This is a genomic window from Exiguobacterium sp. S22-S28, from assembly GCF_043359615.1.
In the GTDB taxonomy this organism is placed as follows: Bacteria; Bacillota; Bacilli; order Exiguobacteriales; family Exiguobacteriaceae; genus Exiguobacterium_A.
In genome coordinates this window covers 1-24,056 of record NZ_JBHFFC010000001.1, presented here as the reverse complement: position 1 = coordinate 24,056, position 24,056 = coordinate 1, and the positions used below count along the sequence as shown (strand labels likewise).

At 46.4% G+C, this 24,056-nt stretch carries 28 protein-coding genes; 11 read left to right on the top strand and 17 right to left on the bottom strand.

The genetic code is table 11. From position 1 onward, the window contains the following. The first annotated feature begins 264 nt into the window (after positions 1-264). From ACHA8N_RS00140 to ACHA8N_RS00130, 3 genes are all read left to right on the top strand, one after another. Positions 265-1,179, top strand: a complete 915-nt coding sequence (locus ACHA8N_RS00140; RefSeq protein WP_393964352.1) for a cation diffusion facilitator family transporter — start codon at positions 265-267, stop codon at positions 1,177-1,179. Between the two features lie 94 nt (positions 1,180-1,273). After that, entirely contained in the window at positions 1,274-1,954 is a 681-nt protein-coding gene (locus ACHA8N_RS00135; protein ID WP_393964351.1) for a DsbA family protein, read from the top strand. Next, a complete protein-coding gene (locus tag ACHA8N_RS00130) occupies positions 1,947-2,372 on the top strand; it encodes a disulfide oxidoreductase (protein ID WP_393964350.1) in 426 nt (141 codons plus the stop codon). Before ACHA8N_RS00135 ends, ACHA8N_RS00130 begins: the two co-directional genes overlap by 8 nt. Positions 2,373-2,709: 337 nt before the next feature. Here the strand turns inward: ACHA8N_RS00130 and ACHA8N_RS00125 are convergent, their stop codons facing one another. After that, positions 2,710-3,807, bottom strand: a complete 1,098-nt coding sequence (locus tag ACHA8N_RS00125) for a copper resistance D family protein (RefSeq protein WP_393964349.1) — start codon at positions 3,805-3,807, stop codon at positions 2,710-2,712. Next, on the bottom strand, positions 3,804-4,349 hold the full coding sequence (locus ACHA8N_RS00120) for a copper resistance CopC family protein (protein WP_393964348.1): 546 nt from the start codon (positions 4,347-4,349) through the stop codon (positions 3,804-3,806). Before ACHA8N_RS00120 ends, ACHA8N_RS00125 begins: the two co-directional genes overlap by 4 nt. A gap of 150 nt (positions 4,350-4,499) precedes the next feature. Here ACHA8N_RS00120 and ACHA8N_RS00115 point away from each other — a divergent pair, with 150 nt between their 5' ends. The 8 genes from ACHA8N_RS00115 (at position 4,500) to ACHA8N_RS00080 (ending at position 11,055) form a co-directional block, all read left to right on the top strand. Further along, complete coding sequence (locus ACHA8N_RS00115) at positions 4,500-4,835, top strand: ArsR/SmtB family transcription factor (RefSeq protein ID WP_251135787.1); 336 nt, start codon at positions 4,500-4,502, stop codon at positions 4,833-4,835. 74 nt (positions 4,836-4,909) lie between these two features. Next, complete coding sequence (locus ACHA8N_RS00110) at positions 4,910-7,459, top strand: heavy metal translocating P-type ATPase (protein ID WP_393964382.1); 2,550 nt, start codon at positions 4,910-4,912, stop codon at positions 7,457-7,459. Positions 7,460-7,887: 428 nt separating this feature from the next. Further along, positions 7,888-8,340, top strand: coding sequence for a JAB domain-containing protein (locus tag ACHA8N_RS00105; RefSeq protein WP_393964347.1), 453 nt, complete (start codon positions 7,888-7,890; stop codon positions 8,338-8,340). A gap of 722 nt (positions 8,341-9,062) precedes the next feature. Further along, positions 9,063-9,260 carry a hypothetical protein gene (locus tag ACHA8N_RS00100; protein WP_393964346.1) on the top strand — a complete coding sequence of 66 codons (198 nt, stop codon included), beginning with the start codon at positions 9,063-9,065 and terminating at the stop codon, positions 9,258-9,260. 141 nt (positions 9,261-9,401) lie between these two features. Then, positions 9,402-10,247, top strand: coding sequence for a ComEC/Rec2 family competence protein (locus ACHA8N_RS00095; RefSeq protein ID WP_393964345.1), 846 nt, complete (start codon positions 9,402-9,404; stop codon positions 10,245-10,247). Continuing rightward, on the top strand, positions 10,244-10,468 hold the full coding sequence (locus tag ACHA8N_RS00090; protein WP_393964344.1) for a DUF3006 domain-containing protein: 225 nt from the start codon (positions 10,244-10,246) through the stop codon (positions 10,466-10,468). Before ACHA8N_RS00095 ends, ACHA8N_RS00090 begins: the two co-directional genes overlap by 4 nt. A 25-nt stretch (positions 10,469-10,493) precedes the next feature. Next, positions 10,494-10,658: a hypothetical protein gene (locus tag ACHA8N_RS00085; RefSeq protein WP_393964343.1), complete on the top strand. Its 165-nt coding sequence runs from the start codon at positions 10,494-10,496 to the stop codon at positions 10,656-10,658. A 16-nt stretch (positions 10,659-10,674) separates the two neighbouring features. After that, a complete protein-coding gene (locus ACHA8N_RS00080; RefSeq protein WP_393964342.1) occupies positions 10,675-11,055 on the top strand; it encodes a DUF5067 domain-containing protein in 381 nt (126 codons plus the stop codon). 109 nt (positions 11,056-11,164) lie between these two features. Here the strand turns inward: ACHA8N_RS00080 and ACHA8N_RS00075 are convergent, their stop codons facing one another. The 15 genes from ACHA8N_RS00075 to ACHA8N_RS00005 form a co-directional block, all read right to left on the bottom strand. Beyond that, the gene (locus tag ACHA8N_RS00075) at positions 11,165-11,326 is read right to left on the bottom strand and encodes a hypothetical protein (protein ID WP_393964341.1); all 162 of its coding nucleotides are present in this window, start codon (positions 11,324-11,326) and stop codon (positions 11,165-11,167) included. A gap of 90 nt (positions 11,327-11,416) precedes the next feature. Beyond that, positions 11,417-12,145: a hypothetical protein gene (locus ACHA8N_RS00070; RefSeq protein ID WP_393964340.1), complete on the bottom strand. Its 729-nt coding sequence runs from the start codon at positions 12,143-12,145 to the stop codon at positions 11,417-11,419. A 181-nt stretch (positions 12,146-12,326) separates the two neighbouring features. Next, a complete protein-coding gene (locus tag ACHA8N_RS00065; RefSeq protein ID WP_393964339.1) occupies positions 12,327-13,790 on the bottom strand; it encodes an ArdC-like ssDNA-binding domain-containing protein in 1,464 nt (487 codons plus the stop codon). 5 nt (positions 13,791-13,795) lie between these two features. Then, positions 13,796-14,074 (bottom strand): hypothetical protein, encoded by a 279-nt coding sequence (locus ACHA8N_RS00060; RefSeq protein WP_393964338.1) that lies wholly within the window; start codon positions 14,072-14,074, stop codon positions 13,796-13,798. Next, positions 14,071-14,526 carry a hypothetical protein gene (locus ACHA8N_RS00055; protein WP_393964337.1) on the bottom strand — a complete coding sequence of 152 codons (456 nt, stop codon included), beginning with the start codon at positions 14,524-14,526 and terminating at the stop codon, positions 14,071-14,073. Before ACHA8N_RS00055 ends, ACHA8N_RS00060 begins: the two co-directional genes overlap by 4 nt. A gap of 11 nt (positions 14,527-14,537) precedes the next feature. Next, the gene (mobP2, locus tag ACHA8N_RS00050; protein ID WP_393964336.1) at positions 14,538-15,701 is read right to left on the bottom strand and encodes a MobP2 family relaxase; all 1,164 of its coding nucleotides are present in this window, start codon (positions 15,699-15,701) and stop codon (positions 14,538-14,540) included. Continuing rightward, a complete protein-coding gene (locus ACHA8N_RS00045; protein WP_393964335.1) occupies positions 15,694-15,945 on the bottom strand; it encodes a hypothetical protein in 252 nt (83 codons plus the stop codon). The genes mobP2 and ACHA8N_RS00045 overlap by 8 nt, the downstream gene beginning before the upstream one ends. Before the next feature lie 505 nt (positions 15,946-16,450). Next, positions 16,451-17,290, bottom strand: a complete 840-nt coding sequence (locus ACHA8N_RS00040) for a hypothetical protein (protein ID WP_393964334.1) — start codon at positions 17,288-17,290, stop codon at positions 16,451-16,453. Further along, positions 17,291-17,848, bottom strand: a complete 558-nt coding sequence (locus ACHA8N_RS00035) for a hypothetical protein (protein ID WP_393964333.1) — start codon at positions 17,846-17,848, stop codon at positions 17,291-17,293. 13 nt (positions 17,849-17,861) lie between these two features. After that, on the bottom strand, positions 17,862-18,968 hold the full coding sequence (locus tag ACHA8N_RS00030) for a lysozyme family protein (protein ID WP_393964332.1): 1,107 nt from the start codon (positions 18,966-18,968) through the stop codon (positions 17,862-17,864). Beyond that, the gene (locus ACHA8N_RS00025) at positions 18,968-20,911 is read right to left on the bottom strand and encodes a VirB4 family type IV secretion system protein (protein ID WP_393964331.1); all 1,944 of its coding nucleotides are present in this window, start codon (positions 20,909-20,911) and stop codon (positions 18,968-18,970) included. Before ACHA8N_RS00025 ends, ACHA8N_RS00030 begins: the two co-directional genes overlap by 1 nt. A gap of 7 nt (positions 20,912-20,918) precedes the next feature. Beyond that, entirely contained in the window at positions 20,919-21,554 is a 636-nt protein-coding gene (locus tag ACHA8N_RS00020) for a hypothetical protein (protein WP_393964330.1), read from the bottom strand. 4 nt (positions 21,555-21,558) lie between these two features. After that, on the bottom strand, positions 21,559-21,870 hold the full coding sequence (locus tag ACHA8N_RS00015) for a DUF5592 family protein (RefSeq protein ID WP_026831506.1): 312 nt from the start codon (positions 21,868-21,870) through the stop codon (positions 21,559-21,561). Between the two features lie 4 nt (positions 21,871-21,874). Next, entirely contained in the window at positions 21,875-23,815 is a 1,941-nt protein-coding gene (locus ACHA8N_RS00010) for a pLS20_p028 family conjugation system transmembrane protein (protein WP_393964329.1), read from the bottom strand. A gap of 24 nt (positions 23,816-23,839) precedes the next feature. Next, on the bottom strand, positions 23,840-24,056 hold a 217-nt coding region (locus ACHA8N_RS00005; protein WP_393964328.1), incomplete at its 5' end, for a hypothetical protein.

The following is a 24,056-nucleotide window of genomic DNA, read 5'->3' as shown; positions in this document are numbered from 1 at the left end:
CTTCCAAGTTTTTGTTCTTTTCGATTTGCACTTTCTAAATTCTAAAAAAAGTAAAAATGAGTACTCCTTTACCGTCTTAGAGGATGTAAAGTCGAAAATGGTACATGCCAGTTCTCTGACCATGTTGTAATTCCGGTTGTCACTCCCAAATATATTTTATGCAGCACCAAAATTCGAACCACTATATTCAAATGAATGTTTGAATGTAGTGGTTGTTGTGCTATAGTTATGTTAGAAATTAAAAGTTAAGAGGAGGCGATTCTGTTGGCACACGATCATGACCACAGTCATAATAACGTAAATATAAAGGCACTGAGATTGTCCTTTATACTGATTTTTTCTTTCATGATTATCGAAGTTATTGGAGGTGTCTGGACCAATAGTCTGGCTTTACTTTCAGATGCCGGACACATGCTAAGTGATGCAGCTGCACTCGGACTCAGTCTAACAGCATTAATGTTCGGACAACGGCAGGCTACGGATCACAAGACGTTCGGATACAAGCGTTTTGAAATTTTAGCGGCCTTCTTGAATGGAATCACGTTGATTGCTATCGCACTCTATATTTTCTATGAAGCATATCGACGTCTCCTTGAACCCCCTGCAGTTCTCAGCTCAGGCATGCTGATCATTTCAACTATCGGCTTGCTAGTTAATATTGTTGTCGCCTTCATCCTCATGCGTGCGGACAAAGACAAAAATTTGAACGTCAGAAGTGCCTTTTTACATGTGATCGGAGATCTGCTAGGCTCAATTGGTGCCATTATTGCGGCAGTGCTGATCATATTCTTCGGTTGGACGATAGCTGATCCGATTGCGAGCATAGTAGTCGCGATTCTTGTCTTTATCAGTGGTCTGCGTGTAACAAAGGATTCATGGCATATTTTGATGGAAGGTGTCCCGTTGAATTTGAATGCCAGTGAAATCAAAAGGGCGTTACTCGCCATAGAGGAGGTAGAAGAAGTGCATGACTTTCATCTATGGTCTATTACATCTGACTATCATGTACTAAGTTGCCATGTAGTAGTCAAATCGGATGAAGCGCGAACAAATGTACTTAGACATGCGCGTGCGTTGATTCATGATCAGTTTGGTTTACAAAATCTGACGATTCAGATTGAACGTACAGGGATTGATGAATGTTCGCATGCGTTACATGAGAGTCACGCTCATGGATAAATGAACGTTATAAAATACTTTAACCAAATAAAAGGAGGTGTTGACCTTTTCCTTTTCTGATGGGCATCAGACAGTAGGAAGGTCGAATCATGTTATGAAACAAAAGAAAGGTTTAGTTGTTATAACGTTGCTTATCGTTTTTTTAGTAGTTCTTTCCATGTTTTTGATTAAGAACAATGCCGTTCAAGAAAAAAAGAGTACGGTCCTAAATGAGGCGATAGATATAGACGGTCAACCGACACAAGGCGAAAAATCTGCTCCTGTTTCAATCGTCGAATTCGGAGACTACAAGTGTCCGTCTTGTAAACAGTGGGGCGAAACAGTTTATCCGAAGTTGAAAAATGAGTTTATCGACACTGGTAAGGTGCAGTTCAGCTATATCAACGTTTTATTCCATGGGGAAGAATCCATTTTGGCTGCTAAGGCATCAGAATCTGTTTATCGCCAAGACAAGAAGGCGTTTTGGACATTCCATAAGGCAATTTATGAGGCACAGCCGAGAGTTGAACAGCATGATGCTCCATGGGTGACTGAAGAATCTTTGTTAAAAATTGCTGAAAAATCAGTACCAAAAATCGACCAGAAAAAACTTACATCTGATTTAAGAAATGAGGCGGACATCCTTGATGAAGTGTCGAAGGACGATGCACTCGTTAAAAAACACGGTGTCGAGCTCACACCGACGATCGTAATCAATGGTGTCAAACTCGAAGATCCATTTGATTACGAGACGATTTCCCGTGTGATTGAAGAACAGGTAACGGCCGATGAATGAGCAGATACGACGTCATGGTATCTATATAGCGTGGATCATTTCACTCGCTGCGACACTCGGTAGCCTTTATTTCAGTGAAATTCGTGGATTCATACCGTGTGAGCTCTGTTGGTCACAACGGATTTTCATGTATCCGCTTAGTATCATCCTCGGCATCGCTGTATTTCATAATGATTCAGGTGTAGTGCGATATGCTTTGCCACTTACTCTTATCGGTGGAGGAATTTCTGTATACCATTACATGGTTCAAAAGATTCCGGGGTTTGCTGAGATCAAGCCATGTCTTCAAGGTGTCCCTTGCAACATACAATATATCAATTGGTTAGGTTTCATAACGATTCCCTTCCTTGCCCTGACGGCATTTTTGCTAATTACCCTGATTATGATTGGAGTTCGACAAGCGTTTAAAAAAAATTAAGTTAATAAGAGAGAGTTCCTTCATCTCATCTAGCGATTTTCTTCATGTCAGGAGTACGACTAGAACATAAAGAGGCAAAACATAAAAGTTTCTTTTTTAATTTATACCTCATTCTCTGATTGAATCGACGGGACAAGGAAAAGAAAATCGATCATAGCAAAAAAAGACAATGTCTCATTTCACTTTCGAAATGAGACATTGTCTTTTTTATGTTCGTAATTCTTTCGAAATAACACCTGGAATTTGATTGAGAGTATTTTTCTTTTTTTCATACGACTGGAAGATGGTGTATCGTTAAAACTCTTGATCAACGAGATACTAAATTGAATTTATTTAATCAAAACGTCAACGAAATACTATACAAGAAAGCTAAAAATAAGGAAATAGACATTCCTATTCCTAAAAAAACTGTTTTTATCGTTTCGTTGGTTTTTCTCAGAAGGAATACGAGCAATACCCCGAAAAGAAGACCAATCACCAGGAACAAGACGGATGTCATCCCTGGTTCAAACGCAATGTTTGAATATGCGAAGCGTAGATCAGGGAAGACGAAAGCAGACAGCTGTCCGGCCCCGCTTGATTTGAGTGTATCCTCTACGGAGTGAGGTGGCTCTTGCTGGCCGAGCAATGCAGTTGCTGCGAAGATGAAGAGAATCAGTGTGCCTTCCATACGCATTCTCATCTGTTTGACTTTAAGCGTTTGTTTGGAAGATGCATAACTCCACTTCCCATTCATGAAACCGATGATCAGCACAGGGAGAATCAAGACATGTTTCCATAGTAAGGCTTGACCATACGGCAAAATCCATGAATTCGGATAGTCGTCTACCTTCACGACGACGGACATCAAATAGATACCTGATCCGAGAATGATCAAAAAGCATAGTGTCACGAGCGGTCTGAACCATTCCAACACGTCGTCCCAATGAGGAGTCGTTGTGCTGGAAAAGCCTAATACGAGTAAGCCGCCTGTCCAAATGAAGACAGATAAAGCATGAGCGGTATGTACGAGTAATCCTTCTGCACCTGTGATGCTGGAGGCATGTCCGGACCATGCGAGTGTAACGATCATGGCAAGTAACAAAAAAAGAGCAACCGTTAAGCGTCCGGAATGGAGCGGCGTAGTCCTAATGACCAGAAAAAGTAATACGCACCAGATTGTCATCAAGATCAAGGCATTACCAGCTTCGAATGTGAGCAGAACGGATCGCACTGTCAACCATAGTCCGATGTCTTCTTGCAAATAAAGTACGATACGTATGACCGATAATGAAAAGAAGACAGGAATTAATACGATGAGAAGTCGTATCCATCTTATCGGGAACGGTACATCAGGTCGATAAGTGTGGGGAATGAGCTGTAACGAGAAATAACCGATCAACAGTGCAAAACAGGTGTACAGCAATGTATCTCCCAAAATATAGAGCAAAGTCATTTTGTTCGCTCCTTTAAAACAATCTGATAAAAAAAGAACAGTAACATGATAAGTAATCCACCGGCGACTAGGAATGGAAAGAAATCAGTTTCTTCAGCGGGAGACGCTGTCGTCTTCACTGTTTCCATGTCGGCGTCTTTCTGTTGGATAGGTTTCGGCTGATCGACCGTTTCGTTCGAGGTCGTTTGGGTTGCGATAGTGAACAGATAGGTTCCTTCAATAGGATGTCCGTCTGTACCGATGATCTTCCATTCGGCACGATACCGACCAGATGTAAGCTCTCGATCGAGCTGGAACGTCATACGTCGCCTTTCTTGTGTAAAAGTTCCCTTCAGTGCATCCGAAGAAGTGGAATCAAATACTTGAATACTTCCACCGGCTTCGATGTTCGTCTCGAAGTCCAACGTGATGGTGTCTGTAGGCGGAACGGTCTCATCTGCCTGGGGTGTGGAGGATTCGAGCCCGGTGTGAGCCGAGACTTGGACAGGACACCACAAGAGGATTCCTGATAGCAGTAACAGTAGATAGTTTATTCGAGGCATCTTATCAACTCCTTTAAGTTTGTTGTGTACGGTCAAAATCATAAAGGATAGAAACAGACATCCTCAATATTTTTTTGACGCTTACATTAGTAAATGCTAATATGATGATAACATATTAATGAAAACGAATATGAAAAAGGAGTGAACATTTTGGAACAATTACTGGAACCATTGGACTTGAAGGTGAGGGTCGTTCATGGTTTTTCTAATAAAACACGACTTCAAATCCTAGAGTGTATCTATGATGGTGAAAAGACCGTGACAGAAATCGTCGAGGCGGTCCAAGGGAATCAGTCCAACGTTTCACAGCATCTAGCTTGTCTAAAAGGATGCGGATTGATTCAAAAACGGACGCAGGGAAAGTATGGCTATTACTCCCTACGCAACGAGACAGTCAGGGAACTGTTACGACTATTCGGGACACTGACGCTCGAAATCGGACAGGAATCTGCTTGTTGTGAACATCACATCGAGGAGGCGGAATGATGGCCCGTTCCTGTTGTAACAACAGCTCTACAAAGGAAAGCGAAGCAAGTGAACCGAAAGATGTTTCTACATCAATAGCAATTACGTGCTGTGCCTCGAATGAGGACGATCGACTCCGCACAAAGGATATACAGTCGAGTTGCTGTTCGAAATCGACATCCGAGATAGCCGGTACGAGCATTCAAACCGAATCTTCCCTTCCTAAGGAAGAGGATACTTGCTGTAGCACGATATCAAAGACAGAGGAAAAAAAGTCGGACACAGATCCCTGTTGTTCTTCGGGTAATGTGTCTTCGGATTTGATTCAGCCTGATCATACAACTCATACCTACCGAATAGAAGGGATGGATTGTCCATCCTGTGCAGCGACTCTTGAGAAGGGATTAGTGACGATAGCGGAGTACCAGAAAGTGTCCGTCAACTACGGTGCGGCCCGTTTGAAAATCGAGAGCGAATCAGAACTGGATGATCGTCGGCTTCAAAACGAAGTGAAGAAGTTAGGATTTCAACTTATTGTTCCAAATAAAGAGGAAAAACATGTTCAGACGTATGCGGTTTCGGGGATGGATTGTAGTAGTTGTGCTAAAACGATTGAGCAGCATTTCCAAAAAATAAATGATGTGCAGACTGTCACGGTATCTTTTGCACGTGGAGAAATGGAGATCGAACATCATCTTGATGCACAACAGGTGAAAAATGAGCTAAATAAGATTGGCTTTGATGGACACATCAAGGGAGAAGAGCCTTCGGAACCTTCAACACGTTCATTCGAGGGGATATCATTGGTCTTATCCGGTATTCTGATTGGATTAGGGCTACTCCTCCAAACCATAGAGGTTCTTTATCTCCCGAACGCGCTGTTCGGAATCGCATTGATCCTAAGTGGATGGAAAGCTTTCCGGAGCGCATTTTATGCGGTTCGCGCCCGATCGCTCGACATGAACGTGTTGATGAGTGTGGCGGCCATCGGTGCAGCACTCATTAGTGAATGGCTCGAAGGGGCGACTGTCGTCTTCCTCTTTGCCATCGGGAACCTACTCCAAAATCATTCACTTGCCCGGACGCGGAATTCAATTCAGAAACTCATCGAACTTTCCCCGAAGGAAGCATTCGTGCTGACAGCAGAGGGCGTTATACGGAAATCAGTGGAAGCGGTGCGGATCGGAGAGAAGATTCGGATTCGACCAGGTGATCAGGTCGCGTTGGACGGAATGATCTTGAAAGGGACGACGACCATCAATCAAGCGCCGATTACAGGAGAATCGATTCCGGTCGACAAAAGTGAAGGGGATCAAGTATTCGCCGGGACGCTCAACATGGATCGTTCGTTCGACATGATCGTCGAAAAAACATATCAGGAGACGACGCTTGCTCATATCATCGAATTGGTGGAAGAAGCACAGGATAATAAAGCACCAAGCGAAGCCTTCATCGATCGTTTCGCAAAAATATATACCCCATTCGTCTTCTTAGGCGCATTGTTACTCATGATCGTCCCACCATTACTTCAACTTGGTAGTTGGGGGGAGTGGTTCTATAAAGGCTTGGAACTGATTGTCATCGCCTGTCCGTGTGCACTCGTCATCTCGACACCGGTCGCAATCGTGACGGCAATCGGGAATGCTGCACGAAATGGTGTATTGATCAAAGGCGGTGTCTTCTTAGAGAAGGCAGGGAAGATAGATGCCATCGCCTTCGACAAAACAGGAACACTGACAAAAGGTACACCCATTGTTCAGCAGTTCATGTTGCTATCAGACAATCGTGAACATACTTTACGCATCGCACACTCACTCGAACGGCATTCCAGTCATCCCTTAGCAAAAGCAATCGCTGAACATACGGTCCAAGAAGGTGTACAACCACTTGAATCGGACACTGTCATAAATCGTGTCGGGAATGGCGTGTCGGGTGAATTTGAACACATCCTGTATCATATTGGAGGCGTGAAATGGTTTCGTGAAATGGGTTATGAGTTGGGAATGCTTGATTCAGCTATTGAAAATGCTGAAAAGCAAGGGCAGACCGTCGTTCTTCTCGGAAGTGACGCCGACTTACTCGGACTTTTTATACTTTCAGACGAAGTACGAGACGAGAGCGTCGACGCTATACGCAAGTTGAAGGAAAAAATCAAAATTAAAAAATTAGTCATGTTGACTGGTGATAATGCAGGTGCAGCAGCACGTATTGGAAAAAAACTGAGTTTGGATGAAGTGCATGCTAACCTTTTGCCTCAAGAAAAGGTCCGTATCGTCGAAGACATGAGGAGACAATCGTTTCAAACGGCAATGGTCGGTGACGGTATCAATGATGCACCTGCTTTCGTCACAGCGGACGTCAGCATTGCGATGGGGGGAGCCGGGACGGATACGGCTCTTGAAACGGCGGATATCGTGTTGATGGCAGACAACCTAAACAAATTATCCTATACATTGGACTTAAGTAAAGCCACGTTGACGATCATCAAACAGAACGTTATTTTTTCAATTCTCATTAAATTGATCGCGTTGATGCTCGTCTTCCCTGGATGGCTGACGTTGTGGATGGCTGTCCTCAGCGATACAGGTGCAGCGGTACTCGTGACATTGAATGCCCTTCGATTATTAAAAAAGCGAACACTTTGATGGTCTAGCAACCTGCGACTCTGAACACGAAAAAGATGAAGCACCCGGTTCTCTAAATCACTGGAGATGATTGGGTGCTTTCTTCTGATTTGCATACTCAAAACATGATATTAAGAGCGTGGAACAGAGCGTACGGCTCTGTCTGATGAAAGGGACCGCAAGCCGTCCTGTTTCCGTACTCTAGCTCGCTCCTCGTCGGCGCAAGGGCCATCAAAAAAAGCCGCTGCCGCTCCTCGTCTTCCTCCGCGTTTTGACTCAAAGCAAGCTTTTCGCTCGCGGGCTCCGGAAGCCTTCGTCCCGGTGCGCTGTCCGCTTTTTTTGCTCTTTCCCTGCGGTCACCCTTGCCCCGTCTCGCGACGCTCGCTGCGTTCCCGTCAACAGGACGGCACCGTGTCGGACTGCATCCCACTTGCGAAAGGAGCTTTTCCATGAAACTTACCAAACTCGTTGAAATCACCCGTATCCGCCAAGAGGTCCGTGAACCGGATGTCGCCCTCGAGACGACACATATCACGTCACCAGAGGACGCCTTCCTTGTTGCTAGACGCTTCATTCAGGACGATGACCGTGAGGTATTCCTCGTCATCTTGCTGAACACGAAGAACCGGGTCATCGCCGTTCACCGGGCACATGTCGGGAGTATCAACTCGAGTATCATCCACCCACGTGAAATCTTTAAGTCCGCCATTCTCAACAATGCGACGTCGCTCATCGTCAGCCATCAGCATCCGAGCGGTGACCCGAAGCCATCCCTCGAGGACATCGAGGTGACGGAACGCTTGCAGGAAGTCGGACGCATCATCGGTATCCAATTGCTTGACCATATCGTCGTCGGGGCAGGAGACGATTACGTCAGCTTAAAAGCTCAAGGATTGCTCTAAATTTACCCTTCAGCGTAGACAGGCGGGACACTCCCGTCCTGTCCGCGCGTAAAGCATGGACGAAAAACGGATTCGTTTTTCTTTGAAGGATGTACAAGCAGATACGGAATGGATTTGTACCAAATCCAAGTGAGGAAAGAAGCCCGCAGTGGACGAATCCACTGCGGGCCAGAGAGGCTTCGAATCGTCTTATTTCGATTCGTGAGAGGTGCTGGTTGTTGAGGAAGTGGTCATAGAAGAAGTAGTAGAATTGTTGTCGGTATACGTATGTACATCTTTTATCTTTGAGTAGATCATCCTCTGTACGTTTCGATTTAGTTTGTATGTGTTAGTAGAAGCTTTCGGGCTCATGCGTGAGGCTGTAGGCTGCGTGGCAGCGACATCCTCATCGCACCGCTGCCTTCCTGCCGGATCGATAACGAGAGCTGCCGAGGCAGCTCTACGTTCCTGATCCTTGCGACGAAAGGCACGGAGCGTGAAAAGACCATAAAAATAAGTTTAGGAGTCTCAAACTGATTTAATCTGCAAGTACCAGTTATGATGGGATTCCTATTCTAAATGATTCGCCGTGTTCTAAAGAATAAAGTGGAAATTGTCCTAGATGTCTCCTTAATTCCTCCGTTGGTTCAGCTATGACCGTTCTTATTTCAATTAAACGGATTCGTACGATGTCCTTCACGACTGTATGCTGTGTTCAAGCAAACCAAAGAGGAGTGACGAAAATGAATACAACTTTGGAAAACGAGGAGTCGAGAAAATGGATGGACATGGTGGAGCACTCGCAAAAAGTGACCATCATCGATGCGCAGGTTCGATTGGTACGAGAAGTAGATGGTTCGATCGAGCATGTGACTTGGTTCGTTGATATTGATCTATTGCTCACTTTTATTCAGCAACATTATTTGGAACAGACCCGTTAAAGGTCTGTTTTTTTATATACTCCTTCGTTGGAATACTCCACCTAGCAATAAAAAGTATCAGGTGGAAAATATCTCCAACCTTATCCTGATGCTCACTGTATAATGAAAATAACTTACGAACAGAGAATGGAGCGATGCAAGATGAAACGAAAATGGATGGGTGCCAGCCTGGCACTCGCGAGTGTTGGTTTATTAGTAGGACCGTTAGAGAGTGCAGAGGCCGCGACGCCGAAAATCAAGGTCCACTATATCGATATCGGTCAGGGAGATGCGATTTACATCAAGATGCCGAGTGGTGAGGACATCGTCATGGACGGTGGGAACAAAGGAAAGGGTGATGAGCTCGTCGCCTATCTGAAGAAACAGAAGGTCGGCGACATCGAGATGTTGATCTCGACACATCCAGATGCCGATCACATCGGTGGACTCGATGAAGTCCTCGACTCGTTTAAGGTCAAGAGTGTCTATGCACCAAAGGTCAAACACACAACGCAAGCCTATAAGGACTTCTTGCTAGCCGTCAAGCGTGAGAAGCTGACAATCAAGACAGCGAAAGCGGGTGTCTCACTTCCTGTGAAGGGAGTGAAGGCGCAGTTCGTCGGACCGGTGAAGGATTATGCGAACAGTGATTTGAACAATTGGAGCGCCGTGTTGCACGTCGCGTATAAGAAGAATACTTTCCTGTTCACGGGAGACGCGGAACTGAAATCGGAGCAAGACATGATTGCGAAGAAGAAGACGTTGCGTGCGGACGTCCTCAAGGTCGGGCATCATGGGGCGAAGACATCGACGAGTGCGACGTTCCTCAAGTACGTCAAACCGAAATATGCCGTCATTAGCGTTGGGAAGAACGCTTACGGACATCCGACGAACGAAGTCGTGACGAACCTGAAGCGTGCGAAGGCGACGATGCTACGGACGGATAAGAATGGGACAATCGTCTTTGAAGGGAACGGATCGTCCTACACGATCAAGAAGTCGAAATGAGTAAGCGTAAAGGGATCATCGATCGCATTGAAGGAAAATGGGTCGTCGTCGAGTTCGAAGATGGAATGCGGGACATCCTGATTTCTCGCTTTCCCATGACGGTTGAATCCGGAGATGTCATCTGGATCGATGAGTACGGTCATATCGAGAAGGATGACCAAGAGCGGCAACGACTCTCCAACGAAATCGATGAGTTGATGGAAGAACTATGGGAAGACTAAAAACAAAAGAAATGAGCTGAATTATATGAATAAGTTAGGAAGAGCGGTCGTCATCGTCGGGTTGGGATTATCACTTGTCGGATGTGGGACAGAAGAAGCAGCACAAGATACACCTAAGAAGGCGGCAAATCCGACCGAAAAAGTCGAGGTAGCGGAAACGAAAAAAAGAGGATGTTTATTTCAAGGATGATACTCTGAAAATCGACATGGCGACAGTCAAGATCCTCTCGACAGAAGTGCTTGAGCCAAGTAAAGAATACTTCCGCGAGAAGCCACAACTCGTCTTCACATATGAGACGACAAATGATAGTAAGGAACCATTGAATGGAATGACTACGTGGATTGCCTGCTTCGAAGCGACACAGGAAGGAACCGATACGATCAATAAGTTAGAGGTAGGCATGACGCCACAAGAAGAGAAGTATGCCTCTTATTTAGAACATCAGCTCGATGACATCAAACCAGGTGGTACCGCGAAGGGAATCATGGCTTACGACATCGATGATCCACAAGCGGTCGTCACATTGAAAGCAACTCAAGGAATGGCGGGAAAAAAATTAGGTGAAAAAAAGATTGAATTGAAATAAGCAGATGAATAAAGAGAATCACGTTGAATGAAGTTTACAGCAGAAATATTTCAAGTAAGCAAAAACAGCAATATCGCTTCTTTTTTTAAAGCGATGTTGCTGTTTTATTTTATCCCTTTAAGATAGTAGCTGCTTTCTTTTCTGCTGTTTCTTCATCCGACCAGTCCATCTCAGATAGCATGCTAGCTTGAACTTTTTCGATCTGCTCGATTGTATAGCCAAGTTGCTTCATGGCAATGACGGCGTAAGCGATTGCTTGGTTGTTGTTCATAATTATTCCTCCATTCGTTGATGTGTTGTGATGCTTTCCTTCAATTGTATTATATCGTAGTATCTGTTTCAGATATTCTATTTGTCACTGTTACATCATTCGTTGCAAAAAGAATGTATAAAACCAGTAAAGAATAAAATAGATGACAAGGAATTTTAATAAAAAGAGTTTTTTCTTTTTTTTATTTTGAGGTTTTATTGAAGCATCGAAATCGACTATAGGGTATAAACTTTCTAATCCTTCTTCTAAAAATTGGTCTGTCCGAGAAAGCGTCATATAGATAATCACAAGGAGCAATACGAATAAGTGAACTTGAGCTGCATCTTCCTCTAAAAGCAAGCCATCTAAGAACAAGCGCTCCAAAAGTAAGCAAATAAAACTAGAAACGAGTATGCCTGAGGTGATTCGAATACGTATCTTCCATGACGGGTGAGAAAGATAATAATTTTGATTCGGAGTGGCTGCAATGACTCTTTGGATTTGTAGTGATTTTTCATTCACCCAGTCACAGTCCTCACTCTTTACGGAATAGATATTATTGTCTACCGTATTGTTCGTATTGATATCAATGATGATGGATACACCGAGATTTTCGTTAGTAAGACTCAATAATACCGATTGTATCGGTCTACTCTGATTTATTACAGCTTGATCAAATCCACTATCAATCGTTCCGTCTTTGTATTGAATGTTGTAAGACAATTCAGTTTTTTCGTGATTTAATTCTTTTTTTGTCGCAAGTAATAGATCCATCAAATGAATAATATCTCGATCATAAAAGATTTTATATTCAATTTTTCCACTTTTTTCAGTTTCCATTTTAGGTACTCCCTTCAAGTGACTAAAGGCTATTTTAAAGTATATCGCACTGTTAGAAGAGGAGGACAATTTTTGGTAGAGAAATTTACCATTTTTTAGACTATGCGATTAAATAAAAGAGTCAGGTTTAAAATACCTAACTCTACACATTTCAAGAGGCTATGATTTCTTTTATGCTCTTTCATCTTGTATAAAAGTCTTTCGATGGAACATGAAGTTGCCGACTTACGATTTGCTTTGCCTTTTCCAAATCTCGATCCTCGGTCGATATCATCTCGTCATACCACGCTTTCTCAAGTACTTGCTCTGTCTCTTTGCTGACGACTTCTGTCTTCAGGATATGATGTAACGGGCTACTGGCTTCCTCAAGACCCTGGAAGTGTTGACTGATCGGTTCTTCACCAGGAATGACCAACGTATAGGCAGTCATCTTATGTTCGTCGAAGTCGCGGTCGTTGGCTTTCGCGAACGGTTCGAAGAAGTCTGTCGCCCCATGGACGAGCATCATTGGCTCCTTGAATGCTGAAAGATCTTGCTGCGTGTCCTGCTTGGCGATATTCGTCAGGTAAGCTTCGACGTCCTCCGGTGTGTGTTGCATGATCTGCTCGAGCCGTTCGGCTAATGGCATCCCCTGATCCGTAATGTGTGCCACGTTCTCGATATGTTCGATCATCTTGAGAGGCGATGCTTCTCGTTCAAGGACTTGCTCCTGCTCGAGCGAAGCATGGATCTCGCGGATGAAATGACCGGATGTCTGATGGACTTCATGCAACAAGTCTTCCTTGTCACGCAAGTCTCTCCCTTGCGTCCAGCTGGCGAGATACGACAACGAAAACTCGTCTGTTGGAAAACCGAAGTGAGCCGCAACGGTGTAGGCGACCATCTCCGCTTGGAATTCCTTCTCATGCGTATTCAACTCTATTTCACGTTCTTCGTTCCGGTTCATATTATGCAGATTAGCGTGCGCGAGTTCATGAATCAGGACGGTCACGTTCTCGATGTCCGAATTCCGCAGATTCAAGGCGATCGCGTTCAGTTCTGGATAAAAGCATCCTTTTGCGGTACCAAGTTCGTTTAACGGCTGATCAAGTAATGTTACGTCTTGTGTTTCAGCAATCCCGTTTAACGCGCGGCGAAACGATTCCGCCTCACGTATCGATCCATTTCGATGATAGGAAGCGAACAGTCCAGAGACCTCGAGTCCCTTCTCTCGGGCATCGGTCTGCGTGTACTCGAAGACGTGACCAATCTTATAGTACATCGCTTTTCGTGTCGGAAGAAATCCTTCTTTGGCACGCTTTTGCTCGGTCTTCGTCGCATCCTTCCATGCCACCCAATCTGTCTCTCGTTTGATGAAGGTAACAGGGGAGGGGACAAAAATCTTGATCCCTTTCTCGCCTTTTTGGACCTGGACGCCTTGCTTCTCCCAGTACGCATAGGAACCGACAGCACGTGCGCCTTGGAACTGTTCCTCGATCAATAGCATGTTCCGTGTCGAGTAGCGGTGGAACCGGCTCATGAAGTCGAGATGTTCTTTGATACTCTCCTGACTGACAAAGTGAGAAGCGAGCTGCGTCTCCATCTTGTCGGTCAAGGCTTGTACTTCCTTCTGATAATCCTCACGTGTTTTCTTCTTATATCCCACGAGTCTCACGCTCCTTCAGACGAGAAAGACGAATTAGCAGCACCTTCGAAATCTTCTAGTTCTTGCAGAACAATCGGATCGGCAGCGAGTCGATCCAGTAGTAGATGACGACGATCACGTGATACCGGTAGCAACAACAGAGGCTCTTCTTGCAGGATCTCAAGGAACGAATATTCGTCATATGAGACAGGGATGTCGTATCGCGCTTGATGAATCAAGACTGTGACGTGGGTCGGTTGCAGTTCGAGAAACGTTGCGAGTGTGAAAGCTTCCAGTCGTCTCATTTGTGGGTCATCCTTTCCTCATCCGAATGCTTGTACTGCTTTCGTTGGTCGATCCGTGATTTGACGGCCGTCTCCGCTGTCTCAAGGAACGAAGGACGGTATTCTGTCGTCGGGATGATATCCTCGATGCTTTCCGTCTGCATTAAGGCTTGCACCAGTTCAATCAATACCTGTGTTTGAAGGTCTGTCTGTTGGACGCTCTTTCGTAACGGAGAGAGAATCTTTGTGATTTGTTCTTCCCAGAACGTGGTCAACTCTTGTTCGATCTGTTTTGATACGGAACGACTGATATAGTTCAAATCCCATTGCTTCTTGATCATCTCTTGATAGTCGCGGATGATGTGATCGATTGCCGGACCGATTCCTGACAGTCGTTCTCTCTCACGATACTCCTCTAAAAATTCAGCGGTTACGGCACTCAGCCGGATCCGGACTTGCTTCGTCTCTTCCATCCCATTTCACCTTACCTTTCATGTTGGACTTCCTGTTCGAGTTGTTCAAAAGCACGCTGATTCTTGAGGTGGTCCCACTCATCATTCATATGTCGTCCGATCCGATAAAGCGTCTCTTGCATGATCCGTTCACGTCGAAACGCTAATCGAATGTGTTGTTTGGATGACGGGACAGAAGATGTTTTCGCAACCTTCTGAGGTGGATTGGACGACTCACGCATCTCGGACAGAATGGCGTTTCCCATCCGCGTGTAGAGATCCTGTTCCTTCGTCTTGCGATAAGCCGATGCTTGGGATGCCGATCCATAACTCCGCTCGTAGAATGCGACCTCGGTATCGAGTTGTTGTTTAAACTCGCTGTGCTCTTTCTCGAAGTAGGTCGCAAGATACGTGTCAGTCAATTGATTGAGTGAAGGACGCAGTTCGTGCATGCCGTTCATGTTGTAATACCACTGCCGCTTGTCGTCCGGTAATTGTTTCTGAATCGTTTTGTACTGCCGAACGAGTTCCGGGTGCAAGATTCGATTCGAAGCGGACGTCGTCGAACGATTTCGTTTGTGTGCGAGGACTTCTTCCCGGATGAAGGTATTCAGTTTCTCTTGTTCACGTGTCCGGTCGGCAAGCGTATGGACGACTTGCGCCTTCATCTTCTCGATTGTTTTCGGTTTCCGTTTACCGCGTTCGCGTGGATGTATCGTTTCGACTGTCGCGACATGGACGTGGATGTTATCCGTGTTGTAGTGGATCGCTGCGGTCCATGTCGCGTGCAGCATCTGTTCCTTTTCGATCATCAGCGCGGTCGCGTTCCGTGTCGCCTGCATCAACCGTTGTTCATCGATGTAGCGATTTTCTTTGACGCCGACTTCCTGTAACCACGCTTCGTCGAATGAGATGACGTCCTGCCAGAGGATGCTGCCGTTCTCTTGTGCCCGTCGGAAGATATCTCGTAACTGCTCTCGTTCAGTCGCATTCAATCGGTCTTGCGTCGCCGTGAAGAGACCACTTGATTTCAGTTCATCTTCCATATAGTCATGGTAATTCTCAAATTGATGCGTCCGTGCTTTCGTCTCCGGTCTGTCGATGTAATTGAGATACGTCGTATAGCGACGCGCACGTCGGGTTGCTTGAGGGAGTTTGAACTTCGACTTGATGATGACACCGGGCACCTTAGTCATTTTGCATCACCTCACGGAAGAGTTTAGTTAATACTTCGAGTTCGGTTGCGCTCCGCTTCAGGTGTAAGGTGTTCGCTTCGAGTTGTCGTTCGAGTCGCTCGATTTGTTTCGACTGGATGCCATCCGCACACCAGGTGGTCAGTAATCCTTTTAATAATTCTTGTCGGGAACACATCTGTTTCTCCGCTTGTTCGTCGAGTTGTTTGACGAGGACGGGGGCGATGTCGCGAATCAAGAGATCCATCTGTCTTCCTCCTTCCATCACGAAAGTGAATCTCTACTTTCAAAAAAATGAAATTCTTTCCGAACAATTCATTCGTTCCTCCTGTCATTAGAAGTGAGAAAGGGGATACCACTCAGACAAGGAACGGAGGGATCAACATGCAGTCAATTATTGAACAGAGTCACACCCTTGGAGAAGCCGTGAGCGTCTCCTTGATCGTCGAACTTCTGAAACATATTTGCTCGAAGATGCAACAACATGTAATGAAAAGGATTGAAAGAAGTGACGTAACTGACTCGAGTTAAGCGTTGATGAATGTTGATAGAATTGCTAAATGTGCATTGAGTTTTTAAAAGCTTAAAAACCACAAACGGTTCAAAAGCGTGAAAAAGAGCATAAGGGGAAACTGCTATCACGGAGCGTGCTAGCCTAGGCGGAGCCTAGTGTTTCCCTGATATCATCAAAATCGCCAAAAGGTCACACCGCGTGCCACTAAAAACGGCATTTTGGCACGGTGTGTGCCACCTTACCATTTCAGTTCACGTCCTTTAATGCGCAGCTGATCTTGTCTTTTTTCTTCTTGCGTGAGTTGTTTTTTCAATTCCGTTTGTCTTAACAGTGCGTCCTCTTTGTCTTGCTTCAGATTGAAGATCTCGTCCTCACGTTCGACTTGTTCATCGAGTGTCAGATCGAGTAAGGTGGCTTGCTTCGTCTCGATATCCTGTTCGATTTGCTGGATGAGAGAAGCTTGTGCCATCTGTTCGCGCTTCATTTTCTTGATCCGTTTTTGACTTTGCACGTGCTCGTCAGCGAGAAAAAGTTGCGCATAGTCGTCTGCTTGTTGAATAGAAATTGATGTTCTTAAGACACGTCGCTGATCCATATAGAGTGATTCGATGAGCGCCTCTTCTCGCTTCGTAGCACTCAGCTTCTCGAGTGACTGTTGTGGTTCAATGACATACAAGCGGAGGGCTAGCTGATCAAAGTTGCGCGGTACATCTTCGATTTCGAAGACATAGTGCTCGTCCTGGTGATAGACGACTCGGACGCGTTGCTCATCCGTCGGTCGTTCCTTGTAGGCGACGCGCGTGACAAGTTTCGTCGCGTAGTCCTGGGGTTGGTCGAACTGGAGGCGGACACGCATCTGTTTCCGCTCTTCATCATAAGACCAGTTGAGAAGCGTGACGGTCTGTCCATTCGTCAACCGTTTTTCTTCACCGATTGATGTTGCATTGATCGGTTGTTCCTCAGCAAAGAAGAGGGAAGAGAAACCGAAAAATAGAAAGCCGATTAAGAAAAACATCCCTGTTCCGAGATACAAGCGCGACCAGTCACGGGTCAACGTCTTTCGTTTTCCTCTTCGCATTTAGACACCTCCTGATGACTTGAGACTCTTCATTTGGTCGACGATGTAACGACTGTCTTGGTTCGTGAACGTCAGTTCGACCAGCTCATCGGATGTCTCTTCATAGCCGTTTGAATCAATCGTCAACGTCCGTTTGAAGCGGACAAGGCAATGCTCCGGATTGTCACGGTTTGGAAAGACTTCGATGTCCGAGACTGAGGCAGTGAACTTGCTATCACTTCCGCTACTTACGAACAACGTCCGTTTGATTGAATCCGACATGTACTGGCTGGCCTGTCGCTTACGCGTCGGATAGGTCCCGTCTTTCCACGTGAATGCAAACGAGATGAAGCGTTCTGCATTCTTAGAAATGGACGACTGCTGCTCTGGCTCCTCTGCGTCAGTGATGACAGTTGAGTCTGGTACAATCATTTCTGGTGACGAATCCTTTCTGTGTTTTTCTGAAGTCATGTGTAGTCCATCTGATGCCGACGAACGGTATTGGTAGACGTTAGCACTGATTGAAAGCAGCAAACAGAACAACACGAGCCACAGGAGATGACGACTCGTCAATGCCATCTTGCATCCCTCCTTATAGAGAAAAGAGTGGTGCCGGATCAATGTGTCCGGACCAATCACTCGTCTTGAATTCGATGTGGAGATGGTTCCCGGTTGAACGTCCGGTCGAACCGCACATCCCAATCTTTTGTCCAGCTTCAATCTTTTGCCCCGTCTTAACCTGGCGTGCGGAAAGATGTGCGTAGGCGGTAATCCAGTCGCCCTGCTTGATCTGAATCAACTGACCATATGGTCCGCGTAAGCCGCTATAGGTGACGGTACCGGAGCGGACAGCGTGGACGCTATCCGTATTGTGGCAACTGAAATCGATGCCCGTATGAACATCCGTCTTTCCGAAAACAATTCGGGATCCGAACCCCGATGTCATCTGAAGCGGGATGTCGAGGGGGGCATGGAGTTTCCCTTTGATCGGTCCCGTCTTGCCTTCTGCCAGTACCGTCGGCGTCAGATAACGGAGGACGGCATCGACATATTCGATGTCGCCATAACAGGCTTGATGCTCGATTGCGCTCGGACGATGGCACTGATAGATGCCACTCTTCCTGACGCGTTGGTACATCATCTGTGAAAAGGAAATCGCAAGTTGTTTTGTGTAGCGTCCACCGTTTTCTTGGACATACTCGATGAAGCCACCTCCGAAGTTGTAACTCTGGAGCGTCAACTTGACGTCCTCGTTCGCTCGCCGGAAGACCGACGCGAAGTGTTTCACTCCGTACTGAATGCTCTCATCAGGAGAGGTGATGCAGCCGATCCGTCCGCACTTCGATTCACTCGCTTGCATCGGATCATTCCCGCGTCCGCCACTCTCCTGCATCATCAGGGCGAGTACGACGTTCGTCTGTCCCTCGAGCTTTTCCTTTTTCAATTCACGCGCGATCGCTTCCCGGTATTGGAGAACATCATCACTGACTTGCAGACTTGCGTCTGAGTAAGTGATCGACGTCTCCGTCGCCTGCTCATTCTCGAGCCCAGTCAACGAATCGAGAATGCCTGCGGCGATGATGATGAGCAGGAGGAGCAGGAGCGCGATACCGAGGGCAATCAGACGATACTTTAAGGTCAGGAGTCGCCATTTCATCCGGACGGCGACACGTGCCGACTGCCGGACCGTACTCCACATCAGGCACCACCTCCGAACAACGTCAGCTCCTCGGGTGAGACATCGACATCGAAGATCAGCGTCTTCACACCGGAGATACTAAGAACGATGCGTCCGGTCTCGAGCGATGGAATCAACCGCGTCTCACTCTCGGTCAACTGTCCGTCGAAGACGGTCTGGATCGTCGGGATGCTCTCGGCATCCTGTTCGCCGATAAACTTATACTGCGTCAGCTGGAACAGGGTTTTGACGTTTTCCGCGTTCTCCGACTTCGAACCGGTCGGAACAAAGTCCGTAATCAAATGCGAAGCGAAGAAGATACCGCCGAAATATTTCCTTGCTTCGCGCATGAACTGTTGTAGGTATAGAATCGCGGGTTGGGCGATATCGCGCGTGTTGATCAGGTGATGTGCCTCATCAATGACAATCAGATACTTGAAGGCATCCTCGATTAATAGCTCGCCCTGGTTGTAGCTGCGGAGTTGTCCGGCACCGTTGAGGATCATCCCGTCCCACAGCATGTTCATCAGGTTGAAAACCTGTGCCTGAAAAATCTCGTCCTTCAAATTCGTTAGGTTACGTAGCGGGAACGAGACAATCGCTTCCTCATCGAACCGTTCGATTGAAGAGTGTCCGTCAAAGATGTTGCCGTAGTTGTGGACGAGGTTCGTAATGGCGAGTTCGATGTTCTCGAGCCGTCTGATACGGTTCATACTGATGGTCTCGCGGATTGTTGTCCGCATTGCGTCCGTATACAATTCGGAGCGAACCAGCGCTAAGAAGTCGGAGAAAACGGGATAGGCGTTCGCAGGATGCGTTGTAATCGGAGCGTCACCATCCTCGTTCCAGAGTCCCTTCTCAAGATAGAGCTGACGGAGCAGAATCTCGAACTCGTTTGCCTCTTCTTGCGTCGCTGCCGGATTGATGTAGTGATAGAAGACAGCGATTTTCGATAGGTGTTGCATGAACGAGAGTGCTTCGTCCGCCGAGCCGTCGGCGTGCGTCACCGTCTTATAGACATGGAGTGGATTGATCCGACCAGCGGAACCATCGAGTGCGATCTCTTTTCCACCAAGTTGCCGCACGAGGTCGGAGAACTCGCCCGTCACGTCCAAGATGCGGACGTGATTACCTTTGATCGCTTGATCGAGGACCGTTTTCTTGAGTAATGTCGACTTGCCCGATCCCATCTTGCCGATCATCAAGGCATTATAGAACTTCCGTTGCTTGTCCTTATGAAACAAGTCGAAGATGACGCTCCCGTTCGTATCCGTCGTCCCGTAGTACGTCCCGGTCGGATCCTGTAGCGACGTGAAGTGGAACGGATAACCACCTGCAATCGAGAGTGACGGAATCTCTTTGCCGCGACGATGATTCGGTAGTTTTTGCTGTTGCTCGTAGCTAAGAAAGAGGCTCTGCCATTCCCATTCCTGTTCGTTCAGGAAGACGGTTGCGCGAAAGTTCCGTGCTTCGAGTTCTTCCATCACATCCTGTACCTGGCGTTCAAGTGCTTCGAGTGTCTTCGCTTTGACGTAAAGCCGGAGATGCAAGTACTTCATCGTCTCCCCTTGCGTGATCTGTTCGTAGAGCTCATTTAGTTCCTTGTACGTCTCACGCGCATCGATCCGGTCGACATTATCCTTTGCATTCTCGAAGCGCGTATTCTGCTCGGCCATCGATTTGTTGATCGTCCGGATCATCTCCCGTTTGTCCGCCGTCCCGATATCGAGCGTCGTCAAGACACCAGGCAGATTGAGGATCGGTTCGAGCCAGAAGTCATAGACGGTCGACTGGTATTTGTAAACATGGAGGCAGGCGAGATAACCGTCACCGGTCCGGACATAGTTCGGTTCGAAGCGGAGTCCGCCTTGCGGCTGGATCGCTTGGACGAATGTCGGATTGTAGCCGTCCTGTTGTTTGATCGTCTCAGGATCTTGCTTCCGTAAAAAGCGCGTACGCCACATGATGCCATCACTCCTTTCCGTCCTGGGTCGGTTTCGTATTCGGGTTGTGTAGTTGGAACAACACATGCATTTTCTGCTCGATCGTCAGTTCGACCATCGGGTTGCTGCGTCGAAGGAGTTTCGTCAATTGATGCTTCCGTTCCCGAAGCATTGCCTCGTCCGGAGCATAAAAAAAGAGGAGATAATCGCGATTCGTGCGATGCTCCTCAAGGTAGATCAGTTCTTGTTTCTTCTTTTGAAGAAACGGGCGATAGGCGACGTTTTGATTTTGCCGCAGCTGTCGTTCGATCCGTTGTTTCTGTTTTTCCAGATTGAGTGGTGTATTGAGCGGAATGACCTTCAATGGATGGACATACGCCTGTAAGAGATAGGCGAGGGAGAAAATATCATGGTCCTTCTCCGTCTCAGATAGTCCGTAAATATCTTTTGAAGTCAGTTGAATGATGTCGCAAAACGTCCTATCCTGCATCTCGAAAACATCGAGCACTGTGGAGTCGACGATTGGCAAGAGGGAGGCGACAGAAGGTGGGATTCGGACGCGCTTCTCCTTGCTTGCTTTCGATGTCGTCAACTGGACCTCGTCGAGCCAAGTGATATCGGTCGTAGCACTCGTCTTCAATCGTGTGTCTTCTGATAAACTCATCTGATCACGCTCCTTTCGAAGATTCATTCCGGTCAGCCAACGCGATATAGGTGTCTTTCTTCTTGATCAGTGCGTAATAGAGCACGTGGACCATCCGCTTTTCCGGATTCGTCGTCGGTCGGATGACAAGGAAAAGTCCGAACCCGACGAGGAAACACGTGAACGGTAGATGCAAGACGTCCGGGATAAATGGAAGAGCAATCAAACGGACGATGATCAAAGCGACGAGAAATAGTAAATCATAGAGGTAGAGCATCTTGTTGATCTTGAGTTCGGTCGTGACTTCGTTCGGAATCCGGTATTGGCGCTGTTGCATGGTCTCACTCCTTTTTCGGGTTTAGACGCGGAACGTCCGTCGAGTACATCCGGGATGATTCCTGCGTTACGCGCGTCTGGGTTTGTTCAACATGTTTGAGTTCTTTCTGCGTTGTGGTCTCCAGTGTCTGATAGATCGACTTTCGCTGACGCTGCGTTCCGGATGACGTCTCCTGCGGCAATTCACTGATAGATGGTGAGCCACTGGAAGAGCCAGACAAGGTAACGCTCGGAGACACATTCTCTGTTGTTTCCACAGAATGAGCAGATGCGCTAGTAGTCGTTTTGTCGAACGGTGCCGAATCCACTGAAGATGTTACCGGCTTTCGATTTACTGTAGAAGTCTTCGCAGATGGTGAGACTAGTTGAGAGGAATCAGACGTTTCAAGTGACTCGAATGCATCAGATGAGTGTGCACTTCTTTCAATCGTCGGTGAATCGGAAGTCTTTGGTTGCGTAGCAGATAGTGTCGATTGCGAAGTCGATGGCACAGGTTTTGCTTGTGCGACAGCATCTGGACGATGTGGAAAGAATTCGGGTGCTGCTGCTGCCTGAGCCTCTTGCGCCGTACCATGCATTGGCATCTCAACCGAATCGCTTTGTTGGTTCTCTGGTCCTGCTGGACGAGATGTCCGCTCTTGTGCTTGTGATGGAGTCGGAACACTCTCAGGCGAACGATCGGGACGACTCGCGGGTGTACCGCCATTCGGTGGCGGGTTCGGTGGCAATTTCGCACTTGCTGCTTCCGAGACAGAAGGAGTGGCAGGGCGTGATGCCATCTTCATCGTCTGACCGGCGACACGAGCCCCGACTTTCGCTGTTCCTTTCCCGACAGCATACGCACCGAGTGCGAGACCCCAACCACGCTTCAGACCGGCATCAATCCCGAAGAGACGTTCGACCATGTTTGGTCCATCAATCAAAGCGGCAGAGAAGGCAATCAACGCAATCAAATAGGCGAGTCCGTCCAGTGTATCGGCCAAGTATGCCGTTCCAATCGTATAGAGTTTGATCGAAACGAAGATCAGAATGATGACGAGAAAGGTGTTCAAGATGCTTTGAATGACCTTCTTCGTCTTTTGTCCGCTGTGTAAATCAGCGGGTGCCACTAAAATCGCCAAGACATAATTAAAAGCCAACTCGAACGAGAGTCGAGCCAGCTTGTAGGCAATCGAGAAGAGGGTGAAGCCCATCACCCCGAGCGTGACAAGAATCGTCAGCCAGTTCGGGTGATAACGGTAGTAGTATTGGTTATTCCAATCAAGTCCGCTTTGATCGAGTTCGCCTAGTACTTCTTCACTACCGTCCCAAAGGATAAATGATTTTGAAAGTTTTGATCCAGTAGTGGATACGTCTAGTTTATTGCTATCGAACACCTCATTAATCTGTAATCCTTTGATCAATTTGGTCGGAACATTATTTTTCACTTCATTTTCTGTATAGTTGTCAAAGTCATTTTTATCGTATGCTACTAAATCGTTTAAATTTTCTTTGAGTATTGTTTCAGATATAGTTTCCTGTTGAGAACCGTATATACTACCACTCTTGGCTTGATTGACTGCTTGGTCGGTGAAGTCATTTAGTTGTTTCATCGTAGGTGAGAGTAGTCCTAAAATCATCAATGAAATGAAAATATTGATAAGAAGCCCTTCTCGATCGAATTTCTTCTGAAAAATGATGAGATAGCCTGTAAAAACAAAGCTAGCAGCTAAAAGTACATACAAAAAAGGTTGAATCGTCTGAACGAATTCAACCACTTGAGGATTATTAAAGAATGTTTTGATCATCAAAATATCATCTGTAAGACTTTCGAGTGAATCTATCAACAAAGAAAGACCTCTGACAAAAATCCATCCCACAGTCCGCAGAGCATCGTTGACTAAATTACTTAAATTAAAAAGTCGTTCGAATTCGGTAAGCTTCTGGATAACCTGAGCATCAGACATATCTATCCAGACCTCCGTTTCATCCTATTTATTATTAGCTACAAACTCATTTACTGTATCAGTAAAGGTTTCATCGGTCAGGCGATTGACGTTTAGCGTATCTTTAATCTTACCTTTAGACACATAGTACAAACTCTCACCCTTTAGAGTCGAGGTATACTCAAAGTTCGCCCGATTCACTATTTTTTTAGCATCGGGCTGAAAAGTATTATAGATGTGAATAGGTACTTCATTTTTTTTT

Coding starts and splice junctions, on each gene's coding strand:
- ACHA8N_RS00100 (WP_393964346.1), top strand. CDS start 9,063: ATGAATACAACTTTGGAAAACGAGGAGTCGAGAAAATGGATGGACATG.
- ACHA8N_RS00105 (WP_393964347.1), top strand. CDS start 7,888: ATGAAACTTACCAAACTCGTTGAAATCACCCGTATCCGCCAAGAGGTC.
- ACHA8N_RS00025 (WP_393964331.1), bottom strand. CDS start 20,911: ATGTGGCGTACGCGCTTTTTACGGAAGCAAGATCCTGAGACGATCAAA.
- ACHA8N_RS00020 (WP_393964330.1), bottom strand. CDS start 21,554: ATGAGTTTATCAGAAGACACACGATTGAAGACGAGTGCTACGACCGAT.
- ACHA8N_RS00010 (WP_393964329.1), bottom strand. CDS start 23,815: ATGTCTGATGCTCAGGTTATCCAGAAGCTTACCGAATTCGAACGACTT.
- ACHA8N_RS00045 (WP_393964335.1), bottom strand. CDS start 15,945: ATGGATCTCTTGATTCGCGACATCGCCCCCGTCCTCGTCAAACAACTC.
- ACHA8N_RS00085 (WP_393964343.1), top strand. CDS start 10,494: ATGAATAAGTTAGGAAGAGCGGTCGTCATCGTCGGGTTGGGATTATCA.
- ACHA8N_RS00055 (WP_393964337.1), bottom strand. CDS start 14,526: ATGGAAGAGACGAAGCAAGTCCGGATCCGGCTGAGTGCCGTAACCGCT.
- ACHA8N_RS00135 (WP_393964351.1), top strand. CDS start 1,274: ATGAAACAAAAGAAAGGTTTAGTTGTTATAACGTTGCTTATCGTTTTT.
- ACHA8N_RS00015 (WP_026831506.1), bottom strand. CDS start 21,870: ATGCAACAGCGCCAATACCGGATTCCGAACGAAGTCACGACCGAACTC.
- ACHA8N_RS00120 (WP_393964348.1), bottom strand. CDS start 4,349: ATGCCTCGAATAAACTATCTACTGTTACTGCTATCAGGAATCCTCTTG.
- ACHA8N_RS00060 (WP_393964338.1), bottom strand. CDS start 14,074: ATGAGACGACTGGAAGCTTTCACACTCGCAACGTTTCTCGAACTGCAA.
- mobP2 (WP_393964336.1), bottom strand. CDS start 15,701: ATGACTAAGGTGCCCGGTGTCATCATCAAGTCGAAGTTCAAACTCCCT.
- ACHA8N_RS00080 (WP_393964342.1), top strand. CDS start 10,675: ATGGCGACAGTCAAGATCCTCTCGACAGAAGTGCTTGAGCCAAGTAAA.
- ACHA8N_RS00125 (WP_393964349.1), bottom strand. CDS start 3,807: ATGACTTTGCTCTATATTTTGGGAGATACATTGCTGTACACCTGTTTT.
- ACHA8N_RS00090 (WP_393964344.1), top strand. CDS start 10,244: ATGAGTAAGCGTAAAGGGATCATCGATCGCATTGAAGGAAAATGGGTC.
- ACHA8N_RS00030 (WP_393964332.1), bottom strand. CDS start 18,968: ATGTGGAGTACGGTCCGGCAGTCGGCACGTGTCGCCGTCCGGATGAAA.
- ACHA8N_RS00095 (WP_393964345.1), top strand. CDS start 9,402: ATGAAACGAAAATGGATGGGTGCCAGCCTGGCACTCGCGAGTGTTGGT.
- ACHA8N_RS00070 (WP_393964340.1), bottom strand. CDS start 12,145: ATGGAAACTGAAAAAAGTGGAAAAATTGAATATAAAATCTTTTATGAT.
- ACHA8N_RS00075 (WP_393964341.1), bottom strand. CDS start 11,326: ATGAACAACAACCAAGCAATCGCTTACGCCGTCATTGCCATGAAGCAA.
- ACHA8N_RS00040 (WP_393964334.1), bottom strand. CDS start 17,290: ATGCGAAGAGGAAAACGAAAGACGTTGACCCGTGACTGGTCGCGCTTG.
- ACHA8N_RS00130 (WP_393964350.1), top strand. CDS start 1,947: ATGAATGAGCAGATACGACGTCATGGTATCTATATAGCGTGGATCATT.
- ACHA8N_RS00035 (WP_393964333.1), bottom strand. CDS start 17,848: ATGGCATTGACGAGTCGTCATCTCCTGTGGCTCGTGTTGTTCTGTTTG.